This window comes from Sphingorhabdus pulchriflava, from assembly GCF_003367235.1.
Lineage (GTDB): Bacteria > Pseudomonadota > Alphaproteobacteria > Sphingomonadales > Sphingomonadaceae > Sphingorhabdus_B > Sphingorhabdus_B pulchriflava.
Map to the genome: position 1 here is coordinate 74,450 of NZ_QRGP01000002.1, position 20,738 is coordinate 95,187.

General features: G+C 56.6%; 27 protein-coding genes and 1 tRNA gene. 11 read left to right on the plus strand and 17 right to left on the minus strand.

Annotated elements, in window-relative coordinates; genetic code table 11:
- Positions 1-11: 11 nt before the first annotated feature.
- Both mnmE and DXH95_RS11040 read right to left on the minus strand, forming a co-directional pair.
- Positions 12-1,307 (minus strand): tRNA uridine-5-carboxymethylaminomethyl(34) synthesis GTPase MnmE, encoded by a 1,296-nt coding sequence (gene mnmE / locus DXH95_RS11035; protein WP_115549606.1) that lies wholly within the window; start codon positions 1,305-1,307, stop codon positions 12-14.
- A 9-nt stretch (positions 1,308-1,316) separates the two neighbouring features.
- Positions 1,317-1,568, minus strand: coding sequence for a DUF6489 family protein (locus tag DXH95_RS11040; RefSeq protein WP_115549607.1), 252 nt, complete (start codon positions 1,566-1,568; stop codon positions 1,317-1,319).
- Between the two features lie 97 nt (positions 1,569-1,665).
- Between DXH95_RS11040 and DXH95_RS11045 the strand changes: the two genes are divergently transcribed.
- Positions 1,666-2,376: a dienelactone hydrolase family protein gene (locus DXH95_RS11045; protein ID WP_115550143.1), complete on the plus strand. Its 711-nt coding sequence runs from the start codon at positions 1,666-1,668 to the stop codon at positions 2,374-2,376.
- Between the two features lie 9 nt (positions 2,377-2,385).
- Here DXH95_RS11045 and DXH95_RS11050 read toward each other — a convergent pair whose 3' ends face one another.
- The 7 genes from DXH95_RS11050 to hemE all read right to left on the minus strand — a co-directional run bounded on the left by DXH95_RS11050 (position 2,386) and on the right by hemE (position 7,676).
- A complete protein-coding gene (locus tag DXH95_RS11050) occupies positions 2,386-3,087 on the minus strand; it encodes a DUF3298 and DUF4163 domain-containing protein (protein WP_115549608.1) in 702 nt (233 codons plus the stop codon).
- 32 nt (positions 3,088-3,119) lie between these two features.
- Entirely contained in the window at positions 3,120-3,713 is a 594-nt protein-coding gene (locus tag DXH95_RS11055; RefSeq protein ID WP_115549609.1) for a GNAT family N-acetyltransferase, read from the minus strand.
- Positions 3,714-3,723: 10 nt separating this feature from the next.
- Positions 3,724-4,467 (minus strand): TerC family protein, encoded by a 744-nt coding sequence (locus DXH95_RS11060; RefSeq protein WP_115549610.1) that lies wholly within the window; start codon positions 4,465-4,467, stop codon positions 3,724-3,726.
- Positions 4,464-4,754 carry an antibiotic biosynthesis monooxygenase family protein gene (locus tag DXH95_RS11065; RefSeq protein WP_115549611.1) on the minus strand — a complete coding sequence of 97 codons (291 nt, stop codon included), beginning with the start codon at positions 4,752-4,754 and terminating at the stop codon, positions 4,464-4,466. Before DXH95_RS11065 ends, DXH95_RS11060 begins: the two co-directional genes overlap by 4 nt.
- Positions 4,755-4,767: 13 nt before the next feature.
- Positions 4,768-6,024 carry a transcription termination factor Rho gene (gene rho / locus DXH95_RS11070; RefSeq protein WP_115549612.1) on the minus strand — a complete coding sequence of 419 codons (1,257 nt, stop codon included), beginning with the start codon at positions 6,022-6,024 and terminating at the stop codon, positions 4,768-4,770.
- Between the two features lie 156 nt (positions 6,025-6,180).
- Complete coding sequence (locus tag DXH95_RS11075) at positions 6,181-6,624, minus strand: CopD family protein (protein ID WP_115549613.1); 444 nt, start codon at positions 6,622-6,624, stop codon at positions 6,181-6,183.
- A gap of 17 nt (positions 6,625-6,641) precedes the next feature.
- Positions 6,642-7,676 carry a uroporphyrinogen decarboxylase gene (hemE, locus tag DXH95_RS11080; RefSeq protein ID WP_115549614.1) on the minus strand — a complete coding sequence of 345 codons (1,035 nt, stop codon included), beginning with the start codon at positions 7,674-7,676 and terminating at the stop codon, positions 6,642-6,644.
- A gap of 292 nt (positions 7,677-7,968) precedes the next feature.
- On the opposite strand from hemE, the gene DXH95_RS11085 reads away from it, so the two are divergent.
- From DXH95_RS11085 to DXH95_RS11125, 9 genes are all read left to right on the plus strand, one after another.
- Entirely contained in the window at positions 7,969-8,826 is an 858-nt protein-coding gene (locus DXH95_RS11085; protein ID WP_420822291.1) for a pyruvate, water dikinase regulatory protein, read from the plus strand.
- A complete protein-coding gene (locus DXH95_RS11090) occupies positions 8,823-9,422 on the plus strand; it encodes a Maf family protein (RefSeq protein ID WP_115549615.1) in 600 nt (199 codons plus the stop codon). The genes DXH95_RS11085 and DXH95_RS11090 overlap by 4 nt, the downstream gene beginning before the upstream one ends.
- Positions 9,419-10,228, plus strand: coding sequence for a shikimate dehydrogenase family protein (locus DXH95_RS11095; protein ID WP_115549616.1), 810 nt, complete (start codon positions 9,419-9,421; stop codon positions 10,226-10,228). Before DXH95_RS11090 ends, DXH95_RS11095 begins: the two co-directional genes overlap by 4 nt.
- Positions 10,225-10,848: a dephospho-CoA kinase gene (gene coaE, locus DXH95_RS11100; protein ID WP_115549617.1), complete on the plus strand. Its 624-nt coding sequence runs from the start codon at positions 10,225-10,227 to the stop codon at positions 10,846-10,848. Before DXH95_RS11095 ends, coaE begins: the two co-directional genes overlap by 4 nt.
- A gap of 19 nt (positions 10,849-10,867) precedes the next feature.
- Positions 10,868-11,575, plus strand: coding sequence for a DNA polymerase III subunit epsilon (gene dnaQ / locus DXH95_RS11105; protein ID WP_115549618.1), 708 nt, complete (start codon positions 10,868-10,870; stop codon positions 11,573-11,575).
- 57 nt (positions 11,576-11,632) lie between these two features.
- Positions 11,633-12,208 (plus strand): ribosome hibernation-promoting factor, HPF/YfiA family, encoded by a 576-nt coding sequence (hpf, locus tag DXH95_RS11110; RefSeq protein ID WP_115549619.1) that lies wholly within the window; start codon positions 11,633-11,635, stop codon positions 12,206-12,208.
- 89 nt (positions 12,209-12,297) lie between these two features.
- The gene (locus DXH95_RS11115) at positions 12,298-12,765 is read left to right on the plus strand and encodes a PTS sugar transporter subunit IIA (protein ID WP_115550145.1); all 468 of its coding nucleotides are present in this window, start codon (positions 12,298-12,300) and stop codon (positions 12,763-12,765) included.
- A 48-nt stretch (positions 12,766-12,813) separates the two neighbouring features.
- Positions 12,814-13,131 carry a DUF1491 family protein gene (locus DXH95_RS11120; protein ID WP_181883654.1) on the plus strand — a complete coding sequence of 106 codons (318 nt, stop codon included), beginning with the start codon at positions 12,814-12,816 and terminating at the stop codon, positions 13,129-13,131.
- Between the two features lie 170 nt (positions 13,132-13,301).
- Positions 13,302-14,021: a cell wall hydrolase gene (locus tag DXH95_RS11125; protein ID WP_115549621.1), complete on the plus strand. Its 720-nt coding sequence runs from the start codon at positions 13,302-13,304 to the stop codon at positions 14,019-14,021.
- A gap of 62 nt (positions 14,022-14,083) precedes the next feature.
- Here the strand turns inward: DXH95_RS11125 and proC are convergent, their stop codons facing one another.
- Genes proC through argH form a run of 5 tightly spaced genes read right to left on the minus strand, consistent with a single transcriptional unit; the run spans position 14,084 to position 18,624 of the window.
- Positions 14,084-14,887 carry a pyrroline-5-carboxylate reductase gene (gene proC, locus DXH95_RS11130; RefSeq protein WP_115549622.1) on the minus strand — a complete coding sequence of 268 codons (804 nt, stop codon included), beginning with the start codon at positions 14,885-14,887 and terminating at the stop codon, positions 14,084-14,086.
- On the minus strand, positions 14,880-15,665 hold the full coding sequence (locus DXH95_RS11135) for a precorrin-2 dehydrogenase/sirohydrochlorin ferrochelatase family protein (protein ID WP_115549623.1): 786 nt from the start codon (positions 15,663-15,665) through the stop codon (positions 14,880-14,882). Before DXH95_RS11135 ends, proC begins: the two co-directional genes overlap by 8 nt.
- Positions 15,666-15,672: 7 nt before the next feature.
- Complete coding sequence (lysA, locus tag DXH95_RS11140) at positions 15,673-16,941, minus strand: diaminopimelate decarboxylase (RefSeq protein ID WP_115549624.1); 1,269 nt, start codon at positions 16,939-16,941, stop codon at positions 15,673-15,675.
- A gap of 10 nt (positions 16,942-16,951) precedes the next feature.
- Positions 16,952-17,257, minus strand: a complete 306-nt coding sequence (locus DXH95_RS11145) for a hypothetical protein (RefSeq protein WP_181883655.1) — start codon at positions 17,255-17,257, stop codon at positions 16,952-16,954.
- On the minus strand, positions 17,254-18,624 hold the full coding sequence (gene argH / locus DXH95_RS11150; protein WP_181883656.1) for an argininosuccinate lyase: 1,371 nt from the start codon (positions 18,622-18,624) through the stop codon (positions 17,254-17,256). Before argH ends, DXH95_RS11145 begins: the two co-directional genes overlap by 4 nt.
- 28 nt (positions 18,625-18,652) lie before the next feature.
- Here argH and DXH95_RS11155 point away from each other — a divergent pair, with 28 nt between their 5' ends.
- Positions 18,653-19,240 (plus strand): TlpA family protein disulfide reductase, encoded by a 588-nt coding sequence (locus DXH95_RS11155; RefSeq protein ID WP_115550147.1) that lies wholly within the window; start codon positions 18,653-18,655, stop codon positions 19,238-19,240.
- Positions 19,241-19,247: 7 nt separating this feature from the next.
- On the opposite strand, the gene DXH95_RS11160 is transcribed toward DXH95_RS11155, so the two are convergent.
- The 3 genes from DXH95_RS11160 to DXH95_RS11170 form a co-directional block, all read right to left on the minus strand.
- On the minus strand, positions 19,248-19,463 hold the full coding sequence (locus DXH95_RS11160) for a hypothetical protein (RefSeq protein WP_115549625.1): 216 nt from the start codon (positions 19,461-19,463) through the stop codon (positions 19,248-19,250).
- A gap of 104 nt (positions 19,464-19,567) precedes the next feature.
- A tRNA-Val gene (locus tag DXH95_RS11165) sits at positions 19,568-19,643 on the minus strand.
- Between the two features lie 49 nt (positions 19,644-19,692).
- The gene (locus tag DXH95_RS11170) at positions 19,693-20,610 is read right to left on the minus strand and encodes a helix-turn-helix domain-containing protein (RefSeq protein ID WP_115549626.1); all 918 of its coding nucleotides are present in this window, start codon (positions 20,608-20,610) and stop codon (positions 19,693-19,695) included.
- Positions 20,611-20,738 lie beyond the last annotated feature (128 nt).

The following is a 20,738-nucleotide window of genomic DNA, read 5'->3' on the forward strand; positions in this document are numbered from 1 at the left end:
TGAAACAAGTGTCATTTACCGATACAGAAGCGGCCGAACAGTGCATCCAGCATATCTTCGGTGCTGGCACGTCCGGTCAACGCGTCTAGTGCCAGCCTGGCCTGACGCAACTCTTCCGCCATGATGAGTGGATCTTTGGCGTGCGCAGCGTGCCGCAGAAATAGGGCTGTATCACTGAGCAGCTTTCGTTGCCGCTGGTTGAGCGCGAAACTGTCTGGCGGTGGTAACAACTCGCGCCCTGCTTCAACAAGTAGATCGATCAGTTCGGACACGCCTGCGCCGGTTTTCGCAGACAACCGAAGAGCCCCTGCCGACTTCGCATTATGATCTCCCACATCAATCTTTGCTTCAATCTCGATCAGTCGTGGATGATTGGGGCCCTCCCCATCGTCGCCCAACCACAGAACCATGTCGGCGTCGGCAATGGCCCCTTCAGCGCGTTCAATCCCGATCAACTCGATTGCATCGCCGCTCTGATCCCTCAGCCCCGCCGTGTCTGTCAAAAGAAAGGGAATACCCCCAAATGCTACAGGAATCTCGATCAGATCCCGCGTCGTCCCTGCAATGTCAGAGACAATTGCAGCCTCACGCGCCACCAATGCGTTGAGCAAGGTCGACTTGCCACTATTGGGTGGCCCGGCCAGCACGACGCGCAAGCCATCACGCAACTTCTCCGCCGATGGGTGACTGAGTTGCCCCTTTATGGCGTCATGAAGTGCCAAGCATCCATTTGATATCTTTTGATAATCTTCTTCACCAACATCATCTTCATCGGAAAAATCGATCTCCGCTTCCAACTGGGCCGATAGACTGAGCAATTCATTGCGCCATCCTTCGCTGGCGCGGCTGAATGCGCCGCCCGCCATTCTGGCGGCCGAGCGCCGCTGCCATTCAGTTTCGGCAGCCAACAGATCTGCGAGTCCTTCTGCTTCATTCAGATCGATCCGGCCGTTGGCAAAGGCCCGACGCGTAAACTCGCCAGCCTCCGCTCGTCGCAACCCCGCCATCGCAGCAAGTGTGGATTCGACACCGCGCACTACGGCCCGGCCCCCATGCAAATGCAGTTCGGCCAAATTCTCACCAGTCGCCGTCGCCGGACCAGGGAAAATGAGGATCAATGCCTGGTCGAGTAAACTGCCATCCTTCGGATCGGTCAATTTGCGAAGCGAAGCCTTGCGAGGCGGCGGGAGTGACCCTGTCAGCGCTTTGATAGCATCAAATGCTTTGGGCCCGCTGATACGCACCACCGCGATGGCCGCAGGGGGTGCGCCGCTAGACAGCGCGAAAATCGTATCGGCGCTGTCCATTTCAGTAGGCTATTTCTTGTCCTTGCCGCCCAGCCCGCCGCCAGCCAGTCCACCCATCAGGCTTTTGATAAAGTCCATGCTCTGATCGCCCATTGGCACCCAGTTACGGATCATACCTTGGACCATATCTGGCGTAAGGCCCTTGTCTGCCACATTTTTCAGCTTTTCAAGATAGACCTCATGGACTTCGGAAAGATCAGGCAGCCCCATTAGGCGCCGGACCTCTTCGGGTGTGGTATCGACTTCAATATTGAACTTCATGGCAACCTCCCCATTTGCGGGCTAATTCCCCGATTGTCCGTTCCACTATAGTCGCATAAGCAAAAGGGGCAATTTTTTGATTTCAGGAGATGTGATGATGGGCGAAATGACAAAGATCCGCGCGCTTGAAGAAGATGCCCTATTTGGTGCATATGTCGCCAAACCGGCGGGTGAAGCCAAGGCTGCCATCATCGTGATCCCTGAAATCTTTGGCGTGAACCCGGGCATCCGGCAGAAATGTGATAAATGGGCTGATGCCGGATACCTTGCGGTCGCCATTGACATATTCTGGCGCTTTGCGCCGGGCGTCGAACTTGATCCCGATGTCGAAGCCCAGCTACAGGAAGCCTTTGGCTATTTCGGTCAATATGAACCCAATGACGGGGTCAAGGATATCGAAGCCGCCATCCACGCTATCCGCCGGGGCGAGTTGGGCGCTCCAGCTGTCGGAAAAGTTGGTTGTGTCGGTTATTGTCTGGGTGGACGTCTCGCGTACATGGCGGCAGCACGCACCGACATTTCAGCCTCAGTCGGCTATTATGGCGTCATGATCGACGCTATGCTCAATGAAAGCCATGCGATTGCCAATCCGTTGATGCTGCATATCCCGACCGCCGACCATTTCGTCGGTCCCGAGGCGCAAGCCGCAATCCATGCAGGTCTGGATGGCCACCCCAAAGTCATCTTGCACGACTATGTAGGTCTGGATCATGGCTTCGCCGCAGAAATGGGGAATCGCCGCGACGAAGCTGGTGCAAATCTGGCTGATTCACGCACAGTCGCATTTTTCACCGACCATCTGGGCTAGTGCGCCAGCTTACATATAGGTCTGGAACAGATCCTGATATTCGGGTTTCAGCTTGTCGGTGATGTAGCTTGGTGCGGCAATGTCGAACTCATACTCACCTTCGACATAAGGGCCGGCCGAATAAGGGGGTAAGGCAAAGGCTATCCGTAAATAGCCGTTGGCTCCCAGATTGGTCGGATAAGCGATGCCATGCTCGAATGGGTCAACGCATTCTCCGAACAAATCGTCCTTAGGCGTCGGTTCGCCGCGCATACCAAGCCGTTCTGCATCCAGCATCGCGCAATAGGCCGGCATGATCAGCTTTTTCGCTTCGTCCTTGTCGGCAAACAGATCGAGGAAAGACACTTCCGCTTGCTTTGCCTTATCCCACAAGATCGCATCACTCCAGAACATGCCATGCGCGCCGCCGGAATAGACATAGTTAGACGAAACCAGCACAATCAGCCGGTTGGTTTGTGATTTGATTTTCCAGTCGGCCTGCGAATCGAGATTGTTAGCGGCTTGCTCACCCTTCAGTGCATCAACATCTTCCTGAAACTGCGCTTTGCGTTCAGATTTTCGTGTTTCGAGCAGATTCACGAGCTTGGGGTGGGCCGACAATTCGGTGGGATAGTTATAAGCGAAACCACCGTCTTCGGGCGCCAATGCGCTGGCGGGATTTGAAACCACCAGTATTATTGCGGCGAAAAATGAAGTAACGGAAACACGCATGTGACAAGCCCCCTTGCTTTGATTTCAGAGGGTTATGCGCGTCCCAACCTGAACAGCAGATTACGCTTCACACCTTCCCATTCGTTGGCGAGGATGGAGTAAAGCACCGAATCACGAACACGCCCGTCGAGGATCATGTGGTTGCGGATCAAGCCGTCGCGCTTCGCCCCCAGTCGTTCAATCGCCCGCTGAGACGCGAAATTGAAATGGTCGGTGCGAAACTGCACGCAAACACAATCCATCGCTTCAAAAGCGTGCGTCAAGAGCAATAGCTTGGCTTCGCTGTTTATTGACGTACGCTGCGCCCGACTGGCGTAAAAGGTGGTGCCTATTTCAAGTCGGCGATGCGGCGCATTCATCCGCATATAGCGAGTGGAGCCTACGATCTTACCCGACGCCTTATCAATCACCGCAAAGGGCATGCTCCGTCCCCAGCCCTGATCACGTTCGGCGTTGTCGAGATAGGCTTCAATCGAGTCTGGACCAGGGACAATTGTGTAGAACAACTCCCACAGCTTGCCATCACTCGCCGCTTCAACAATTGCGGGCCCGTCAGCACGGATCATCGGACGCAGTATGACATGGCTGCCCTCCAGCACCGGTTGTTCGGTCCAGGGATTAACCATGACAGGTATCTTAGCCGCCAATAAATGGGGCGACAAACTTGCCTAGTCCCAATTGCGGATCTACCCAGCCATCATAGATCATCTTGATTGCGACATAGACGATAACCGCAAGACCAATCCACGCGATCCAGCGATAGCGTTCAATATATTTGGCGATGATATTGGCAGCAATCCCCATCAAGGCGACCGCGAAGACGAGGCCGACGATCATGATGCCCGGATGATCCTTTGCCGCACCCGCAACCGCAAGCACATTGTCGAGACTCATCGACACGTCTGCTATGGCTACAGCCCATGCGGCACCGACAAAGCTTTTGGCCGGCTTGATACCCGAATCCTCGTCACCCGCTATTTCGGGAGAACCGGGGGAGTCGGTGCCATGATCGGCACCAATATCGCGATACATGCGCCAAGCCACCCAGAGCAGCAACACGCCGCCCGCAAAGATCAGCCCGACGATTCCCAGCAGCCATGTGACCATCAGGGCAAAGGCAACGCGCAGAACCAATGCCGCAATCACACCGATGGCGATCACTTTCTTGCGCTGGTCCGCGGGCAAGCCGGCGGCAAGTGCACCGACGACGATGGCATTGTCCCCCGCAAGCACGATGTCGATCATCAACACCTGCAGGAATGCGGTCAATGCCGAGGGCGAACCTATGTTCGAAAAGTCCTTGACGATCGCCGCCCATATTTCGGCAGGTCCACCCAGCGAAGGGACAGCAGCGGCGCTGGCAAAAAACAATTCAATCACAACGGATCCTCAAAATAGTCGACGCTTGGCATAGGGTCATAGAAGCAATGGAGCAAGGCCCGCCATTGCTGATAACGGTCAGATTTGCGGAAGCCGTCGCGATGGTCGGCAATCGAATCCCAGCGTACCAGAAGCAGGTACAGCCCGGGCTTTTCAGTCGCAGGCCTGACCTCAATTCCGTGAAAGCCCGGAGAAGCGGCTATCAGCGGCCTGGCCTCCGCCATCGCCGCTTCAAACGCCGCTTCCTCTCCCAGCCGGACCTGCAACAACGCATGTTCAATTACCATGCGCAGTCCAGTCTTACTGGTTCATCGAATCGAAGAAGTCCTCGTTGGTCTTCGAATCTTTCATCTTGTCGAGCAGGAATTCCATCGCATCGACGGTGCCCATCTGCATGAGGATGCGGCGCAGGACCCACATTTTGGTGAGCTTGTCCTTCTCGACCAGCAGCTCTTCCTTACGGGTGCCCGATTTGCCGACATCGAGTGCCGGAAAGATGCGCTTGTCGGCAACCTTGCGGTCAAGGACGATTTCGGAGTTGCCCGTGCCCTTGAATTCTTCGAAGATCACTTCATCCATGCGGCTACCGGTATCGATCAGCGCGGTGGCAATGATCGAGAGTGAACCACCCTCTTCGATATTACGCGCGGCACCAAAGAAGCGCTTCGGACGCTGCAATGCGTTGGCGTCGACACCGCCGGTCAGCACCTTGCCCGACGAAGGCACGACGGTGTTGTAGGCGCGGCCGAGGCGGGTGATCGAGTCAAGCAGGATGACGACGTCATGCTTGTGCTCGACCAGGCGTTTCGCCTTTTCGATCACCATCTCAGCGACTTGCACGTGGCGGGTCGCAGGTTCGTCAAAAGTCGAACTGACGACTTCGCCCTTCACGCTGCGCTGCATGTCGGTAACTTCTTCCGGGCGCTCGTCGATCAAAAGCACGATCAGGAAAACTTCGGGATGGTTGTCAGTGATCGCCTTGGCGATATTCTGCAGCAGCACGGTTTTACCAGTCCGCGGTGGCGCAACGATCAGTGCGCGCTGGCCCTTGCCCTGCGGACTAATGATGTCGATCACCCGCGCCGACTTGTCCTTGACCGTCGGGTCAGTGGCGTCGAGCGTCAGCTTTTGGTCAGGGTAAAGCGGGGTCAGGTTATCAAAATTGACGCGGTGGCGGACGGCATCAGGGTCTTCGAAATTGACCTTGAGCACCTTGGTAAGTGCAAAATAGCGCTCGCCATCCTTGGGCGCGCGGATTTCGCCTTCGACGGTGTCGCCGGTGCGCAAACCATATTGGCGGACCATATTGGGCGAGACATAGATATCGTCGGGACCGGCAAGATAATTGGCTTCGGGCGAACGCAGGAAACCGAAACTATCAGGGAGGACCTCTATTGTTCCCTCGCCAATGATCTGCTCGCCATCTTCCGCCATTTCTTTGAGAATGGCGAACATCAGGTCCTGCTTGCGCAGCGTCGAGGCGCCCTCAATCTCAAGCTCTTCGGCCATCGAGACGAGTTCTGCGGGTTTCTTATTCTTGAGGTCTTTTAAATGCATGTGCGTGTTCCGCTGGAAAATAGATGGCCGGCGTAAAGAGCTGCCAGCTGGATAGGAAAAGGTCGATGGCGCTGTCGTTGAAAAGAGGAATGCGCCTCACGCCCAGGACGGGCTTGGCCCTTGATTAGGCTTTTGAAGACAAATAGTCAATGGCGGTCAGAATGGCTTGGCCACCACCAATATCACGATAATCGCTGCAGCGATCCCCGGCACTTCGTTGAGGATGCGCAATTTCTTGCCCTCAATCGGGCGCTCTCCCGCAGCCAGTTTCTTTGCGTAACCTATCATCCAGCCATGATAGGCCGACAGTCCCAGTACCGCGAGCAGCTTGGCGTGGAACCAGCCTTCGCTGAGCGCTGAAATATGCCAGGCGAGCAACAGGCCGACGACCCAGACGATCACCATTGACGGGTTGAGGATGATCCGCACCAGCCGCCTCTCACGCTCAACCCAGCGCGCCGCTTCGTCCGACCCTTCTGGGCTTTCCTGATGATAGACGAAGAAACGGGGCAACATGAACAGCCCGGCCATCCAGAAGATGACGAAGATGATATGCGCCGATTTGAGCCAGAAATAGAGCAATGCGATGGTTTCCGTCATTCGGGAATCCGCCTTGGTTATCCCCCGCGGACCAAGTTAAGCAGCTTTTCAACATGCGCAATGGGCGTGTGTTGCAAAATGCCATGGCCGAGGTTGAAAATATGCGGGCGGTTTTCGAAAGCAGCCAAAATCCGGGCGACAGCGCTTTCCAGTGCCTCACCAGCAGCTATCAATGCCAGCGGATCGAGATTGCCTTGCACCGGCAGGCCTTCGGGCAGCGACGCATTGGCCCAGACAGGGTCGATGGTTTCGTCTAGCCCAATAGAATCAGGCCGGACTTCGCGGGCATAAGCCACCAACTTGGCACCGGCACCTTTTGGAAAACCGATAATTGGCGTATCCGAATGCCGTTCGCGCAAAGCCGAGACAATCGCCGCATTAGGCGCTATCACCCAGCGTTCGAACTGCGCCGGGCTCAGCGAACCTGCCCAGCTATCAAACAACTGCACCGCATCAACGCCTGCCTCGATCTGCTTTGACAGATAATCAATGGTGGTTGCTGTTATGGCGTCAATCAGTTCGCCGAACTTCACCGGATCCGAATAGGCGAGCGCACGCGTTTCTGCATGGTCCTTGCTGCCCTGCCCCGCCACCATATAGGTCGCAACGGTCCAGGGGCTTCCGGCAAAGCCGAGGAAGGTGGTTTCGGCTGGTAGGGCAGCCCGAACCTTCCGTACCGTCTCATAAACCGGCTCCAACCGTTCTGGCGCAGGGGTGAAATCGTGCCAGTCATTTTCAGACAGCTTGGGTGCAAGACGCGGGCCCTCACCAGTCTCAAACCAAAGATCCTGACCCATCGCGTGCGGGACGACAAGGATATCGGAAAACAGGATCGCCCCATCAAAACCGAAACGGCGGATCGGCTGTAATGTGATCTCGCACGCCGCGTCGCTATCATAAGCGAGTTTGAGGAATCCGCCCTTCTGCGCACGCAACTCGCGATACTCGGGAAGGTAGCGTCCGGCTTGGCGCATGAGCCAGACTGGCGGCACGTCGAGCTTTTGACCTCGCAATACGGCAAGCAGTTTTCGATTGGGCAATTCGGTCGCCATGCAAGAATCCAATAAACAAATATAGATATAAGGATGATGAAATATGATGCGCTGTGGGCAAGTGTGGCCCTTAGGCACATATCTATCTTTTGCCAACATATTGACTCTGTAGCCTGCTTGAATCCTGACGATTCGGGATTCGCTGTCCCCGTTATTCACAGGCTGTGGAATGGGCTTTCCGGCTGTGGATGAACTGTGCCCGAATCCGATAGAGAGTCAGGACGGAAGCGGCATAAAAGAAGTCCCCATTTTCATCCCTTGATTTATCCCCAAGCAGCCCACAAAGCTGTGCGTGAAGGACCTGATTTTGCAAAACCGCATCCATCTCCATCTGCTTTCGGATTCCACCGGTGAGACGCTGGAAAACATTGCCAAAGCGGCGCTGGCGCAGTTTGACGAGGTAGACGTGGTCAAGCATTTCTGGCCGATGGTGAGGTCCGAAGCGCATCTCGATCGCATCCTCGTGGATGTTGCTGCAAATCCGGGGCTGGTGCTGTTTACGTTGGTCAATCTGGCGATGCGGCAGAAACTGGAAGATCGCTGCAGGGCACTGGGCTTACCCGCAGTCGCGGCGCTCGACGCAGTGTCAGATGCGCTATCCGGCATATTGGGACAACAGGCAAAGGCCCGCCCGGGGCGACAGCATGCGCTCGATGCCGCCTATTTTGCCCGGGTCGAAGCGATCCAGTTCACGATTGCACATGATGACGGCCTTAATCACCATAATTGGGAAGAAGCGGATATACTTCTCGCCGGGGTCTCGCGCACTTCTAAGACGCCGACGAGCATCTATCTTGCTAACCGCGGCTACAAAACGGCGAACATCCCGTTGGTGCCTGAATCCCCGCCGCCAGCGGCGCTCTATAGTTTGAAACACCCCTTTGTAGTTGGCTTGGTGACAGGTGTGGACCGATTAGTCCAAGTCCGCCGCAACCGGCTTCTGACTCTGAACCAGGCACCCGACACTGACTATGTCGACGAAGAAAAGGTCAAAGCCGAAATCGCATACGCCCGGCGTATTTTTGCCGACAATGGTTGGCCGGTCATTGATGTCACGCGTCGGTCGATTGAGGAAAGTGCCGCTGCCATCATCAACCTCTACAATGAGCGTCAGCAGCAAGACGCGGTGCTGAAGGGCGATGACGCTTGACCCGTCTGATCCTCGCCTCAACCAGCAGTGCGCGCAAACTGATACTGGAAAAAGCAGGTCTCTCTTTTGACGCCATACCGCCAAGGATCGATGAAGACGCCTTAAAACAAGCCTTGTTGTCCGAGGCCGTTAGCCCAAGAGACATGGCTGACGCCCTGGCCGAGGCCAAGGCGGTGAAGCTGTCGTTGAAATTTCCGGAAGCATTGGTGATCGGAGCCGACCAGATGTTGGCGTTCGACGATGGTACAATGCTCGACAAGCCGGATTCACCGGAAACAGCGAAGGCGCAATTGGCACTTATGTCGGGTTCGCACCACCGTCTGTTTAGCGCTGCAGTGATCGCAAAGGGCGGTGCGCCGTTGTGGCGGCATGTCGGGATTGTCCGGATGTCTGTCCGCCCGCTGAGCTCTGCCTTCATTGATGACTATGTAGATCGAAACTGGGATGCGATCCGCTATTGCGTCGGGTGTTACCAGATCGAAAATGAAGGCGCGCAGTTGTTCAGCAGGATTGAGGGCGATCATTTCGACATCATGGGCCTGCCCTTGCTGCCGCTGCTTGCCTTTTTGCGCGAACGAAAGGAAATCGCGTCATGACGCCATATGCCGAAGTCATCGGTGACCCGATAAAGCACAGCAAATCGCCTTTGATTCATGGATTCTGGCTGAAAAAGTTGGGCATCGTCGCCGAATATCATGCGTATCATGTTACCGCAGATGCCCTTGCCAGCTATTTTGCCGAGCGGCGCGAGGATGAAGCTTGGCGCGGGTGCAACATCACTATTCCACACAAGATTGCCGCACTCGATCATGTGGCCGACCCGGGCTGTGTGCGCGATTCGATCGGTGCGATCAACACCGTCTTCCGCGATGGCTCGAATAATCTGGTTGGAACCAACACGGACGCTGCTGGCTTCTTTGCGCCGATTTCCGAAGATGAATGGGCAGGGCGCGATGCGATTGTCATCGGCGCGGGTGGTGCAGCACGGGCAATATTATTCGCTCTGGCCCAAGCCGATATCGGAACGGTAACACTACTGGCACGCAGCCCATTAAAGGCAGCTGCTTTGCTCAGCCATTTTGGCCTTAAGGGCAAGGTGTTGCCGATGACTGCACCCCTGCCGCCTGCGGAGCTTTTGGTGAATTCAAGTCCGCTCGGGATGGTGGGGCAGCCGCCGCTCGAAATCGACCTGTCGCCACTACCTGACGATGCTATCGTTTATGATATTGTCTATACGCCGCTTGAAACCCGTTTGCTAGCAGCGGCGCGAGCACAGGGGCTCGATACCATAGACGGGCTTGATATGCTGATCGGCCAGGCAGCTTTTGCCTTTGAACTTTTCTTTGGACAGGCACCGCCGGCAGATTGCGAAGATGAACTGCGGGGACTTCTGCTCAAATGACGGACACCATCAAGCGTCCCTTGATTCTTGGACTAACCGGATCGATTGCGATGGGAAAGTCGACGGTTTCCCAAATGTTTGTCGATGATGACATCCCGCATTTCGATGCCGATGCTGCTGTACACAAACTGCAGGGGCCGGGCGGTGCGCTGGTGGATGAAATCGAAACGGTCTTTCCCGGCACAACTGGTCCTCAAGGGGTCGACAGGTTGAAACTCGGCCCGCAGGTGCTGGGTGACAAGGAAAAGCTCGCGCGGCTCGAAGCGATCATTCATCCAGCGGTTGGCAAAATGCGTGCCGATTTCCTCGAAACACACAAAGAGGCGCCGATGATCCTATTTGATGTACCCCTGCTGTTCGAGAAAGGTGGCCATGCTGGGGTCGACAAGATTATCGTCGTTTCGGCCCCTGCAGACCAGCAGCGCCGCCGTGCTTTGGCGCGTGACGGGATGACCATCGAGAAGTTCGAACATATATTGTCATTGCAAATGCCCGACGCCGAAAAGCGCAAGCGTGCAGACTTTGTCATCGATACCGGTACCAGTCTGGCGGACACCCGTGCTCAAGTGCGCACACTCATCAAAAATTTGCGCAGCAGCCTTGCAGAGTCGGACAAATAGGCCGATATGATTCCGTAGAATGCGAGAGATTATTTTCGACACCGAAACCACCGGTTTCGATCCACTCACCGGAGACAGGCTGGTCGAGATTGGTTGCATCGAAATGGTCGGTCGGGTGATGACCGGAACCACCTTTCACTGCTATTTCAACCCCGAACGTGCCATGCCAGCCGCAGCGGAAGCGGTGCATGGATTGTCGGACAAGTTCCTGTCCGACAAATGTCTGTTTTCTTCGAAAGCCGACGATTTGCTTGAGTTTCTGGGAGACAGTCCATTGGTCGCGCACAATGCGAGCTTTGACTTCGGTTTCCTGAATATGGAGTTACAGCGTTGTGGTAGGCCAGCGGTCGATATGGGCCGCATGGTCGATACGATAGCGATTGCGCGGGGAAAGCACCCTGGCGCCAAACTCTCACTCGACGCATTGTGCACCCGCTACGGCATTGATCGCAGTCACCGCACCAAACATGGTGCTTTGCTTGACGCCGAATTGCTTGCTCAACTTTATATAGAGCTGACCGGTGGTCGCCAGATCGGACTCGGCCTGGTCGATGACGCTGACCGTGCGGCAGGTGATACGACGGTTCGAATCGAACTCATACGGACCGACCGGATCTATCGCGCGCCACGGCCGCACGCGGCGAGTAGCGAAGAACTGGTGCGGCATCGCAACTTTGTCGAAACCATAAAGGATGCATTGTGGAACGGGCGCGATTCCGCGACCTGATAGTTTTTTGCCGTTGTCTCACCCTGTGGAGCGCGGCCTTCAGCAAGGAGAACAACCATGGACATTAGGGTTTCCGGACATCAACTGGATACAGGCGCTGCCTTGCGTACCCATGTCGAGACACGGTTGAATGCCATCAAGGACAAGTATTTCGCCAAGGCCCTATCCGCGCAAGCAACGGTTGGGCGCGCACCGCACGACAAGTTTAGTTGTGATATCATCGTCCATGTCATGCAGGGCCTGATCCTAAAGGGGCGCGCTGAGGCCGCTGACGCGCGTCTGGCGTTTGACAGCGCTGCGGAGAAAATCGAGAAGCAGTTGCGCCGCTACATGCGCCGGCTGCAAGACAGGCATGCGCAGGTCGCGCACGCACTCAGGCAGGAAGAGGCGGCGTATACGGTTTTTGATGCAGGCGACGTAGCCGAAGAAGCACCGCCGCCCGAGGCACCGGTGATCGTTGCCGAAATGAGTGTGGATATTCCGGAATCCAGCGTGTCGGATGCGGTGATGCTCATGGATTTACGCAATACACCGGCCCTGCTCTTCAAAAATGCTGGAACTGGCCGCCATAATATGGTTTACCGCCGCGAAGACGGCACTATCGGGTGGGTTGAACCGAAATCCACACCTTAGAATTAGGCCTTTTCTATCGATTTTCTTTATTTGGTTCAATGAATTGGGAGTTGCTTCGGATTTTCACTCCGGAGCAACAGGAAAAGATAATGATTCGCATCTCCTCACGGCTGGTTGACGGCGCGGTAGTCGCTGACGTCGAATGTGCCGACAAAAACAGCCTTATGGAAACGTTGGCACGCATTGCCGCGAAAAATTACGGCATTGATTCCGCTGTCGCCCTTGAAGGCCTTCAGGAGCGGGAACGCCTCGGCCCCACAGGCTTTGGCGGCGGCACCGCTATTCCGCATTGCAAGGTGGATGGTCTCGATTCGCCTGCCGGTGTATTTGTACGGCTGGCACGCCCCGTCGAATATGGTGCGATTGATGATCAACCGGTGGATTTGGCCTTTGCGCTATTCTCGCCAGTCAACGATGGCGCCGCGCATCTGAAGGCGCTTGCCGAAGTGTCGCGCATGTTCCGGGACGAGGCCAGCTGCAACCAGCTGCGCGGGGCAAGTGATGGGTCTGCACTTTTCGCATTGCTGAGCCCGATCGAGGAGCGCGATGCCGCTTGACGGCATCTTTGACGTAATCAGATGTTAGAGCCCAGGCTCGCTTCACACATGCTGGTATCCGCGCTGATCCGGCAAACAGAGGCACATGGAGCTTTCGCTGCCGTATTGCGAAAGGGTGACAGGACTTCGGGTTCCATTCTGCTGTTACGGCGCGAAAAAGGGCTGAATCCGGCCCTTTTCGAACGATTCCCAAGTCTTGACGGACCAGGCGAATGGTCCGAAATAACTATAGAATCCATTGAAAAAGAAGAGAAAATTTCAACATATTTGGAGCGTCGGGCAACGCGAGACCCCGATATCTGGATTTTGGAACTGGATGTCCCGTCTGCAGAACGGTTCACCGACATATTGGCATCTATGAATTGACATTGTTGCGATGCACAATAAATGCGCGCGCACAGATAGCGAAGGTTGCTAGCACGTTCTGGGGTGGAACAAGGCAAACACGCAAGTCGGACGTGGAAGATTTGACGCACATATAAGCAAAGTACCAACCGCGCGTCATTGGCGACACAGCCGCACAACGAACTGACATAATGAAATTCCTCCTCAAGACCGCACCTGTTGCGGTTGCTTCGCTCACGCTACTTGGCGGAGCTGCCTATTCGGACGCCGGTTTTGCATTCGGCGCTTCAAATGGCGAAAAATTGTCAGCGCAGACGATCGCGATTGATCCGACCGTCCTTGCAGCAGACCAAGCCGCGTTGACTGCGGCGACCACCGGAACAGTTTCGGTGACCAAACTTCCAAATGGCGATGTGATTTTCACCCCTGGCACTGGAGTGTCGGACGCTGAGGTGCGTGTTGTAGAGCCTGCTGCCGAGGACAAAGAAATCAATAAGGCCGACAGCCTTTCAGAACTGGTCCGTGCACATGGCGCGCCCGACGAGTTGGACGCAGAAGAACGCTGCCTTGCAGGTGCTGTATACTTCGAATCGAAGGGTGAGTCGCTCGAAGGCCAGCTCGCCGTCGCCCGCGTTGTGATGGCCCGCGCCAAGTCGGGTCGTTTCCCCACTTCGCTGTGCGGTGTCGTCTACCAGAAGAGCCAGTTCTCGTTCGTCCGTGGTGGACGAATGCCTGCCATCAACACCGGCAGCCTGCACTGGCGCAATGCTGTTGCGATCAGCCAGATTGCGCTAGACGATAGCTGGAAAAGTCCGGTTGAGGGCGCGCTGTTCTTCCACGCGCGCCATGTTTCACCCGGCTGGCGCCTGAAGCGCATTGGATCGATCGACAACCATATCTTCTATCGCTGATACTATTCAGCCGAAATCAAAAGGGCCGCATTTCTCTTGGGACTGCGGCCTTTTTCATGGGTTCAATCGGGTTTCGACAATTCGACACCGCGATCACGGGCGGCTTTCAGAGTGTCGTTCAACAACCGCTGCAATCCCGAATCGAGCACGGCCAAACCCGCCGCCGTGGTACCGCCCGGGCTGGTGACTCTCTGCGCAAGTTCATCAGGACTCGCATCTGAACCAATCGCTAGATCCACCGCCCCATCGATCATAGCTTTCGCCAATGTAGCGGCGACGGAGGGGTCCAGACCAATGGCCTCGCCTGCTTTAGCCAGCGCGTCGATGAAGCGATACACAAAAGCCGGTCCCGACCCTGCTAGCGCGGTGACGGCATCCATCAACGTTTCGTCCGAAATCCACACGGCTATGCCCAACGGGTAAAGCAGTTTCTCGACGTCTGCTTGCAGTGAAGCGTCGTCCGATGCTTCGAATAAGCCGAGCGGCGATTTGCCGAGTGCAGCGGCGAGATTGGGCATCAACCTGACGACAGCTCGACCAGGCAGTTTGGCCTGTAAAGTTTCGACCCGAACGCCAGCCATGACGGAAAGCACAAGCGCGTCATCGGTCAGCACGGATTCGAGATGACCTGCGATTTGCGCGAAGATTTGCGGTTTGACGGCCGTCAGCGCAGTGGAAACTTTGCGTCCCAACTCAGCAGCACCGGAAAAATGTGCAACATTTGCCGGAAGGGACTGCGCTGCCGGATCGACAACGACGAAAGCAGCTGGATCGATTCCCCCTGCGATCCAGCCATCGAGCATCGCCCGCCCCATATTTCCGCAACCGAAAAACAGCAGAGGGTTTTCGCGTGAAATTTCAATCATCGGCCAATCCGTGGCGCAGCCGCAGGTGGATGACAAGTCCGGATGGCAGGTTGGTTGATGGTTTCCCAACATGGCGCACTGCATCAGCACGCGCCCGGTTGATCAGATCATCGCCAATTGGCCCGTCAATGTAGATATGGTCAGCCTGACCCAACAAGCGCGCGGTGCGAAGGGTCAAGTCTTCTGGGTCAGAGGAGTTTAGGTCGATTACCACAGCACCCGAAGCAGGCATGGCGTTGCCCCTTTCCAGCCATTCATCAATATTATCGGTGCTGTCCGGTTTGAGCGGGTCGAGCGGTCCACCGGGGGCAAGTGCCATGTCGATCTGACGCCGCCGGTCTGCGCTTTCGGGCCAGCGCGCGCGGACAGCGTCACGCGCCGACTGCAAGCGCAACGCGAGCTCCCCGAGTCTGGCGGGCAGGATTCGTTCGATCGCCTGCCGCACCATCTTCGCCAGCCCAGCAGAAGCGCCACCTGTTCCGATGGCGACCAGCAGCGGATCACGGTCGACTATGGCGGGGGTGGTGAAATCGCACAAATCGGGTTGGTCGACGACATTGACCAGCAGGCTGCGGGCTTTCAGCCGCGAAGCGACGTCTGATGCAGTGTTTCGATCTTCGATTGCGACAAAGGCTAGCCGCGCATCAGCATTAGCCTCGTCAACGCAGAGCCCACCCGCTCTTTCGATAAGCCGTCTTTTGGCATCGGCTGCATCGCCCTGCCCAAGCAATATGACCGGCTTGCCGCGGATCGAGACGAAGAGCGGCAACTGATTCATCGCTTAATCAGGCCAGCCAGTCGGGAACATGTTCGGCTTCGAGAATCGTTGCTGGCACGATCCGTTCCGCCACAACCGCATAGCGGTTTTCGCTGACCAACACCTCGGGCACGAGGCCGCGGCTGTTATAAGTGCTGGCCATTGTTGCGCCATAGGCACCGCAAGTGCGGAATAGCGCAAGATCACCTTGCCGAACCGCATCAATCTCGCGCGCCATCGCAAATGTATCGCCGGTTTCGCAGACTGGGCCGACAATATTGGCGGTGAAACGTTCGCCGGTAGGTTCGACCGCCTCAAAATCGTGCCATGCGTCGTAGAGCGCTGGTCGAGCCAAATCGTTCATTGCTGCGTCCACGATAACGAAAGGCACGTTGCCCGATCCGGGTTTTACTCGGATCACCTTGGTGACAAGCACACCTGCATTGCCGCAGATGACCCGACCCGGTTCAAACATCAGTTGCACATTCCAGCCCTTGGTCGCGCGCGCGACCATTTCGCCATATTCATCGGGATGCGGGGGATGATCGCCTTCCTTATAGCGAACGCCAAGCCCTCCACCCAGATCGACATGGGTGATGCTATGCCCGGAATTGCGCAAATCGGCGATCAGTTTGCCAATCTTGCCAAACGCCGTTTCGAGCGGTTCCAGGTTGAGCAACTGGCTTCCGATATGCAGCGCTACGCCGCGCATATTCAAGCCTGGCAGTGCTGCCAATCGTGCATAGATCGCAGGTGCCTGATGCAGCCCAAGGCCAAACTTATTCTCTGCTTTGCCTGTCGAAATCTTGGCGTTGGTCTGTGCATCGACATCGGGGTTGATGCGCAAAACGCAATCCGCTCTGTATCCGAGGGTTTCGGCAATGGTTGCCAGCTCGCGACCTTCTTCTTCAGATTCAATATTGAACTGGCCGATGCCGGCTTTCAACGCAGCGACCATTTCGTCGGCACTTTTGCCGACTCCGGAAAAGACGACATCTTTGGCAGGAACACCAGCCGCGAGTGCGCGGTTCATTTCACCAGCGGAAACGACATCGGCGCCATAGCCCTCGCCCGCCAACACTTTGAGAACAGCCAAATTCGGGTTTGCCTTGATTGCAAAAGCAATATGCGGATTTTCAATCCCTGCCTTGGTTAGCGCTTCGCGAAAAACCTGTGCGTGGCGAACCAGCGTTGCCTGTGAATAGACATAGACAGGCGATCCAACCTCGTCGGCGATGGTCGTCAGCGGCACGTTTTCGACGTGCATCACGCCATCAATCAAGTGGAAATGGTCCATGGGAGTCCGGTTATTCTGGTTTGAGAAGGCTGGGTGCGGCCGCGGGTTCTTCGCTATCGCCGTCGGCTGTTTCACCCGGGGGAAGATCGAATGGATCGTCGCGTCGCCGTTCGGATCGACGCATCAATTCGTCGCTGCGTCCCGGTCGAGTCTGTACCGATGGCGCGCTAAGTTCTTCGGCACCCGGTGCTTCGGACTGGCCATAGGCCTTGGCGGGCATGGCTTGTCCAGCCTTGGGTTCCAAGTCACCCATTTTACCGCATCCGGCTACGGCGAGCGCCGAAAGAGCAATTATGAGAGCTTTGCGATACTTCATCCTGCCAGTTCCCGTCGGGCCACTTCGATGGCTTCCCTTACCCGAACCGGTGCTGTACCACCAGTACTGGTGCGGCTGGCAACCGAACCCTCGACTGACAGATCGGGCAGCGCAGCGCCATTAAGGCGCGAATCTATTTCGGCAAGATCGGCTGGTGTCAGCAGTTCCAAGCCGGCACCGCGCGCTTCGCAAAGCTTGACCGCGGATCCCGTGATGTGATGCGCCTCGCGGAATGGAATGCCGTGCGCGCGCACCAGCCAGTCGGCCAGATCGGTTGCGGTGGAGAAACCGGTTGCTGCGACGGCGCGCATCCGTTCGGTATCAAAAGCCACGCTACCGATCATCCCGGTCATCGCGGCCAGGCAGAGGTCGAGCAGGTCAAAAGCTTCGAACAATGGGGCCTTGTCGTCCTGCATATCCTTTGAATAGGTCAACGGCAGGCCCTTCATCGTCACCATAAGGCTTGTGAAGGCACCGATAATTCGCCCTGCATGGCCGCGAATCAGTTCGGCAGCATCGGGATTGCGTTTCTGCGGCATGATTGAGCTACCCGTCGACCAGGCATCAGGCAGCTTGATAAATCCGAAAGGTTGGGACGCCCAGAGGACGATTTCTTCGGCCAGTCGCGACAAGTGGATTGCGGTTTGTGCCGCGCAACCGAGAAACTCTACGGCAAAATCGCGGTCGGACACCCCGTCCATGCTGTTCGCTGTCGGAGCGTCGAAATCAAGTGCGCGGGCCGTCGCATTACGGTCAATCGGGAAGGATGTGCCAGCTAGCGCTGCCGAGCCTAGCGGTGACTGGTTCAGCCGCCGCGCGCAGTCGGCGAAGCGGCTGCGGTCGCGTTTTGCCATTTCAAAATAGGCCAACAGATGATGCCCAAGTGTAACCGGCTGTGCGACCTGCAAATGGGTGAAGCCGGGCATGATGCTGTCTGCATGTTCAGCGGCGCGGTCGACCAATGCCGATTGCAGCCCGGCGATCGACTTGTCGACTTCTGCGCAAGCCCCACGCACCCAAAGACGAAAATCCGTCGCAACCTGATCGTTGCGCGAGCGGGCTGTATGAAGCCGACCGGCGGCTTCGCCGATCAGGTCCTTCAAACGGCTTTCGACCTGCATATGGATGTCTTCGAGCTCGATATGCTCGGGCACACCGTTGGCTTCATAATCGCGTTCGATAGTGTCGAGGCCCTCAATAATTGCATCGACATCGGCTGCGGTCATTATGCCTTGTGCGGCGAGCATGCGGGCATGCGCCTTGCTGCCCGCAATGTCCTGGCGCCAAAGCCGCTTGTCGACCGGGATGGAGGCGTTTATCTCGCGCATCACCTCTGCGGGGCCCGCGCCGAACCGGCCGCCCCACATGCTGCTGGAGTTAGATTTGTCGCGACTAATGATCCCGGTCCTTTTTCTGGTCGCACCGCTGCTTCTAGGCGGCTGCGATAGGCAAAGTGCGGGTTCGGGGCAAGCGGAACCCGAAGTGGCGCAAGAGTCGGGCAAACCGCGCTTTGGGCTGGAGAGTGAAAGCGGGCTGAAGGCGGAGCTCAGTTACCGATTCGCTGGTCGCGCAGCACCTGAAGCTATTTTCTATGGTGCCGATGGCCGTGAAGTTGCGCTGTCTGACTATGCGGGACGACCTATGCTGGTGAATTTGTGGGCGACATGGTGCGCTCCCTGCAAAGCGGAGATGCCGACACTCGACGCACTGGCTGCGCTCGAGGAAGGGAAGATGACGGTCATCGCGGTTTCACAGGATCTACAGGGACGAAAGCCAGTGCGTAGCTTTTTCGAATCGGCGCAAATAACCAATCTCGAACCCTTCATCGACCGCGAAAACCGGCTGTCTTCTGCTGTGGGGGGAACAATCGCGCTTCCAACCACGATTTTATACAACAGCCAGGGCAGAGAGGTCTGGCGGGTGGTCGGTGGCGTCGAATGGGATGATGCGGAAATCGCCGGGTTGCTCGACGAAGCGAGCTAGGCCGCATTTACATCAGGATCGGGCGTGGTTTGGGGCAATTTGTGCTGCGGTTGACACGGCCTTCCGACATTGGCTTGATCGCCGGGCGGCAGAACAGTGGTTTGTTATCGGTTGACGATTCGCGATCAGCGCGCTCTTTTGCCAGCAATATGGGTTGCGTTTTGACAGGCTTGAACAACACCGGTGCGTGGGTTGCGAATGCTGGTGAGGCAAATGCGGGCATTGCCAAAGCAATGGCTACGCATTTCACTAGGTTCCCTTTCCCTCTCATCGCAGCAGATTGCGCTCCTGATGCTTTCTGTTGGATGAACAACAGACTGATGAACCTGGTGGGCGCTAACGGGCTCGAACCGCTGACCCTCTCGGTGTAAACGAGATGCTCTACCAACTGAGCTAAGCGCCCCATCAGGTTCAGGCAGCCGCCTTTGCCAAAGGCGAGGCCGCGTGGCAAGTCAAATTGGTGTTGTCTGCATCTCGGATACGGCTTCGAAATAGGAATCGAGCCGCTCTTTTGTCGTCGGCGACAGCTCGATAAAAACTCGGCGGGCGTCTTCCGGGTCTTGCACGCGCACAAGCATTCCGGCCTGGGTCATGTTGGATATCCAGCGCAACGCCGTGGTTGGAGGGACCGAAGCGGCGATGCACAGGCTCGAAACCGAAACCTGCGAGCCTTCTTCCTGCGCAGCATAAAGATCGAGCAATATGTCCCAACCGGGATCGGCGAACAAAGCGGCGTCGAAATAGCGTTCGCGCAGACGGCGCTGCTTTATGATCGCCCGGATTCGTCCAGCGACACTGCTGTTCGTGCGGGCATGAGCCTTGCTGAAGCCATCGAATAACCCTTGGGGGGCCGGACGAAAGCTCACGGGCTTGTCCCGGACCACGGCCGAACTGCTTGCATCCTGCTCGGCGATCCGGGCCAGTGTTCGCGCAAAATCGGCTAGTTCGCCGCTAATCTGGTGCAATGTAACAAGCTCGTGGTCGCGGCTGAGGTCGTGCAACTTGCCTGCACGCGCCTGCTTGCTGACCCCGGTCAAAATCGCCACCGCCTGCCAGTCGGCCGTATCGACCAGAAAATGGCACCGTTCGGTAGGAAGTGCCGCATAGGCGTCATCGAGCCCTTCCAGATCCGACCATATAAGTGCTTCTGCATCATTGGCGTTGAGATAACCGGCTATATCGGACCAATCGCCTCTATCTGCCTCCGTTTCGGAGTGCCGGGCAATCAGCAGAAAGTCACACTCTTCACCAAAATGGCGCAACAGGCAGCCGCATTCCGCCACCAGTTTTTCGAGTTCTTGCGCGCGGGCAACAGGCGATGCGACTATGGCGGCTGAAAACCGCCGTTGGTTTGAATAATGTCCGGGCATGGGTGGCAGGCTCCCCTTTTTGTGGCTGCGAGCCAAATCGGCTCTTGCGAACCACCACCCAAAGACGCATTTCTCCAATATGGAGCAGCTTGTCCAGCCGTTATCGCGCTGGAACTTTAGCTGCACAC

Excerpts from the sequence above, each read along its gene's own strand:
- DXH95_RS11065 (WP_115549611.1), bottom strand. The coding sequence starts at position 4,754 with ATGGTAATTGAACATGCGTTGTTGCAGGTCCGGCTGGGAGAGGAAGCG.
- argH (WP_181883656.1), bottom strand. The coding sequence starts at position 18,624 with ATGTGGGGCGGCCGGTTCGGCGCGGGCCCCGCAGAGGTGATGCGCGAG.
- DXH95_RS11170 (WP_115549626.1), bottom strand. The coding sequence starts at position 20,610 with ATGCCCGGACATTATTCAAACCAACGGCGGTTTTCAGCCGCCATAGTC.
- DXH95_RS11125 (WP_115549621.1), top strand. The coding sequence starts at position 13,302 with ATGAAATTCCTCCTCAAGACCGCACCTGTTGCGGTTGCTTCGCTCACG.
- DXH95_RS11135 (WP_115549623.1), bottom strand. The coding sequence starts at position 15,665 with ATGAATCAGTTGCCGCTCTTCGTCTCGATCCGCGGCAAGCCGGTCATA.
- proC (WP_115549622.1), bottom strand. The coding sequence starts at position 14,887 with ATGATTGAAATTTCACGCGAAAACCCTCTGCTGTTTTTCGGTTGCGGA.
- DXH95_RS11055 (WP_115549609.1), bottom strand. The coding sequence starts at position 3,713 with ATGGTTAATCCCTGGACCGAACAACCGGTGCTGGAGGGCAGCCATGTC.
- hemE (WP_115549614.1), bottom strand. The coding sequence starts at position 7,676 with ATGGCGACCGAATTGCCCAATCGAAAACTGCTTGCCGTATTGCGAGGT.
- dnaQ (WP_115549618.1), top strand. The coding sequence starts at position 10,868 with ATGCGAGAGATTATTTTCGACACCGAAACCACCGGTTTCGATCCACTC.
- DXH95_RS11120 (WP_181883654.1), top strand. The coding sequence starts at position 12,814 with ATGCTGGTATCCGCGCTGATCCGGCAAACAGAGGCACATGGAGCTTTC.
- DXH95_RS11160 (WP_115549625.1), bottom strand. The coding sequence starts at position 19,463 with ATGCCCGCATTTGCCTCACCAGCATTCGCAACCCACGCACCGGTGTTG.
- DXH95_RS11045 (WP_115550143.1), top strand. The coding sequence starts at position 1,666 with ATGGGCGAAATGACAAAGATCCGCGCGCTTGAAGAAGATGCCCTATTT.
- DXH95_RS11095 (WP_115549616.1), top strand. The coding sequence starts at position 9,419 with ATGACGCCATATGCCGAAGTCATCGGTGACCCGATAAAGCACAGCAAA.
- DXH95_RS11115 (WP_115550145.1), top strand. The coding sequence starts at position 12,298 with ATGATTCGCATCTCCTCACGGCTGGTTGACGGCGCGGTAGTCGCTGAC.
- coaE (WP_115549617.1), top strand. The coding sequence starts at position 10,225 with ATGACGGACACCATCAAGCGTCCCTTGATTCTTGGACTAACCGGATCG.
- DXH95_RS11155 (WP_115550147.1), top strand. The coding sequence starts at position 18,653 with ATGATCCCGGTCCTTTTTCTGGTCGCACCGCTGCTTCTAGGCGGCTGC.
- DXH95_RS11075 (WP_115549613.1), bottom strand. The coding sequence starts at position 6,624 with ATGACGGAAACCATCGCATTGCTCTATTTCTGGCTCAAATCGGCGCAT.
- DXH95_RS11050 (WP_115549608.1), bottom strand. The coding sequence starts at position 3,087 with ATGCGTGTTTCCGTTACTTCATTTTTCGCCGCAATAATACTGGTGGTT.
- DXH95_RS11145 (WP_181883655.1), bottom strand. The coding sequence starts at position 17,257 with ATGAAGTATCGCAAAGCTCTCATAATTGCTCTTTCGGCGCTCGCCGTA.
- lysA (WP_115549624.1), bottom strand. The coding sequence starts at position 16,941 with ATGGACCATTTCCACTTGATTGATGGCGTGATGCACGTCGAAAACGTG.
- hpf (WP_115549619.1), top strand. The coding sequence starts at position 11,633 with ATGGACATTAGGGTTTCCGGACATCAACTGGATACAGGCGCTGCCTTG.
- DXH95_RS11040 (WP_115549607.1), bottom strand. The coding sequence starts at position 1,568 with ATGAAGTTCAATATTGAAGTCGATACCACACCCGAAGAGGTCCGGCGC.
- mnmE (WP_115549606.1), bottom strand. The coding sequence starts at position 1,307 with ATGGACAGCGCCGATACGATTTTCGCGCTGTCTAGCGGCGCACCCCCT.
- rho (WP_115549612.1), bottom strand. The coding sequence starts at position 6,024 with ATGCATTTAAAAGACCTCAAGAATAAGAAACCCGCAGAACTCGTCTCG.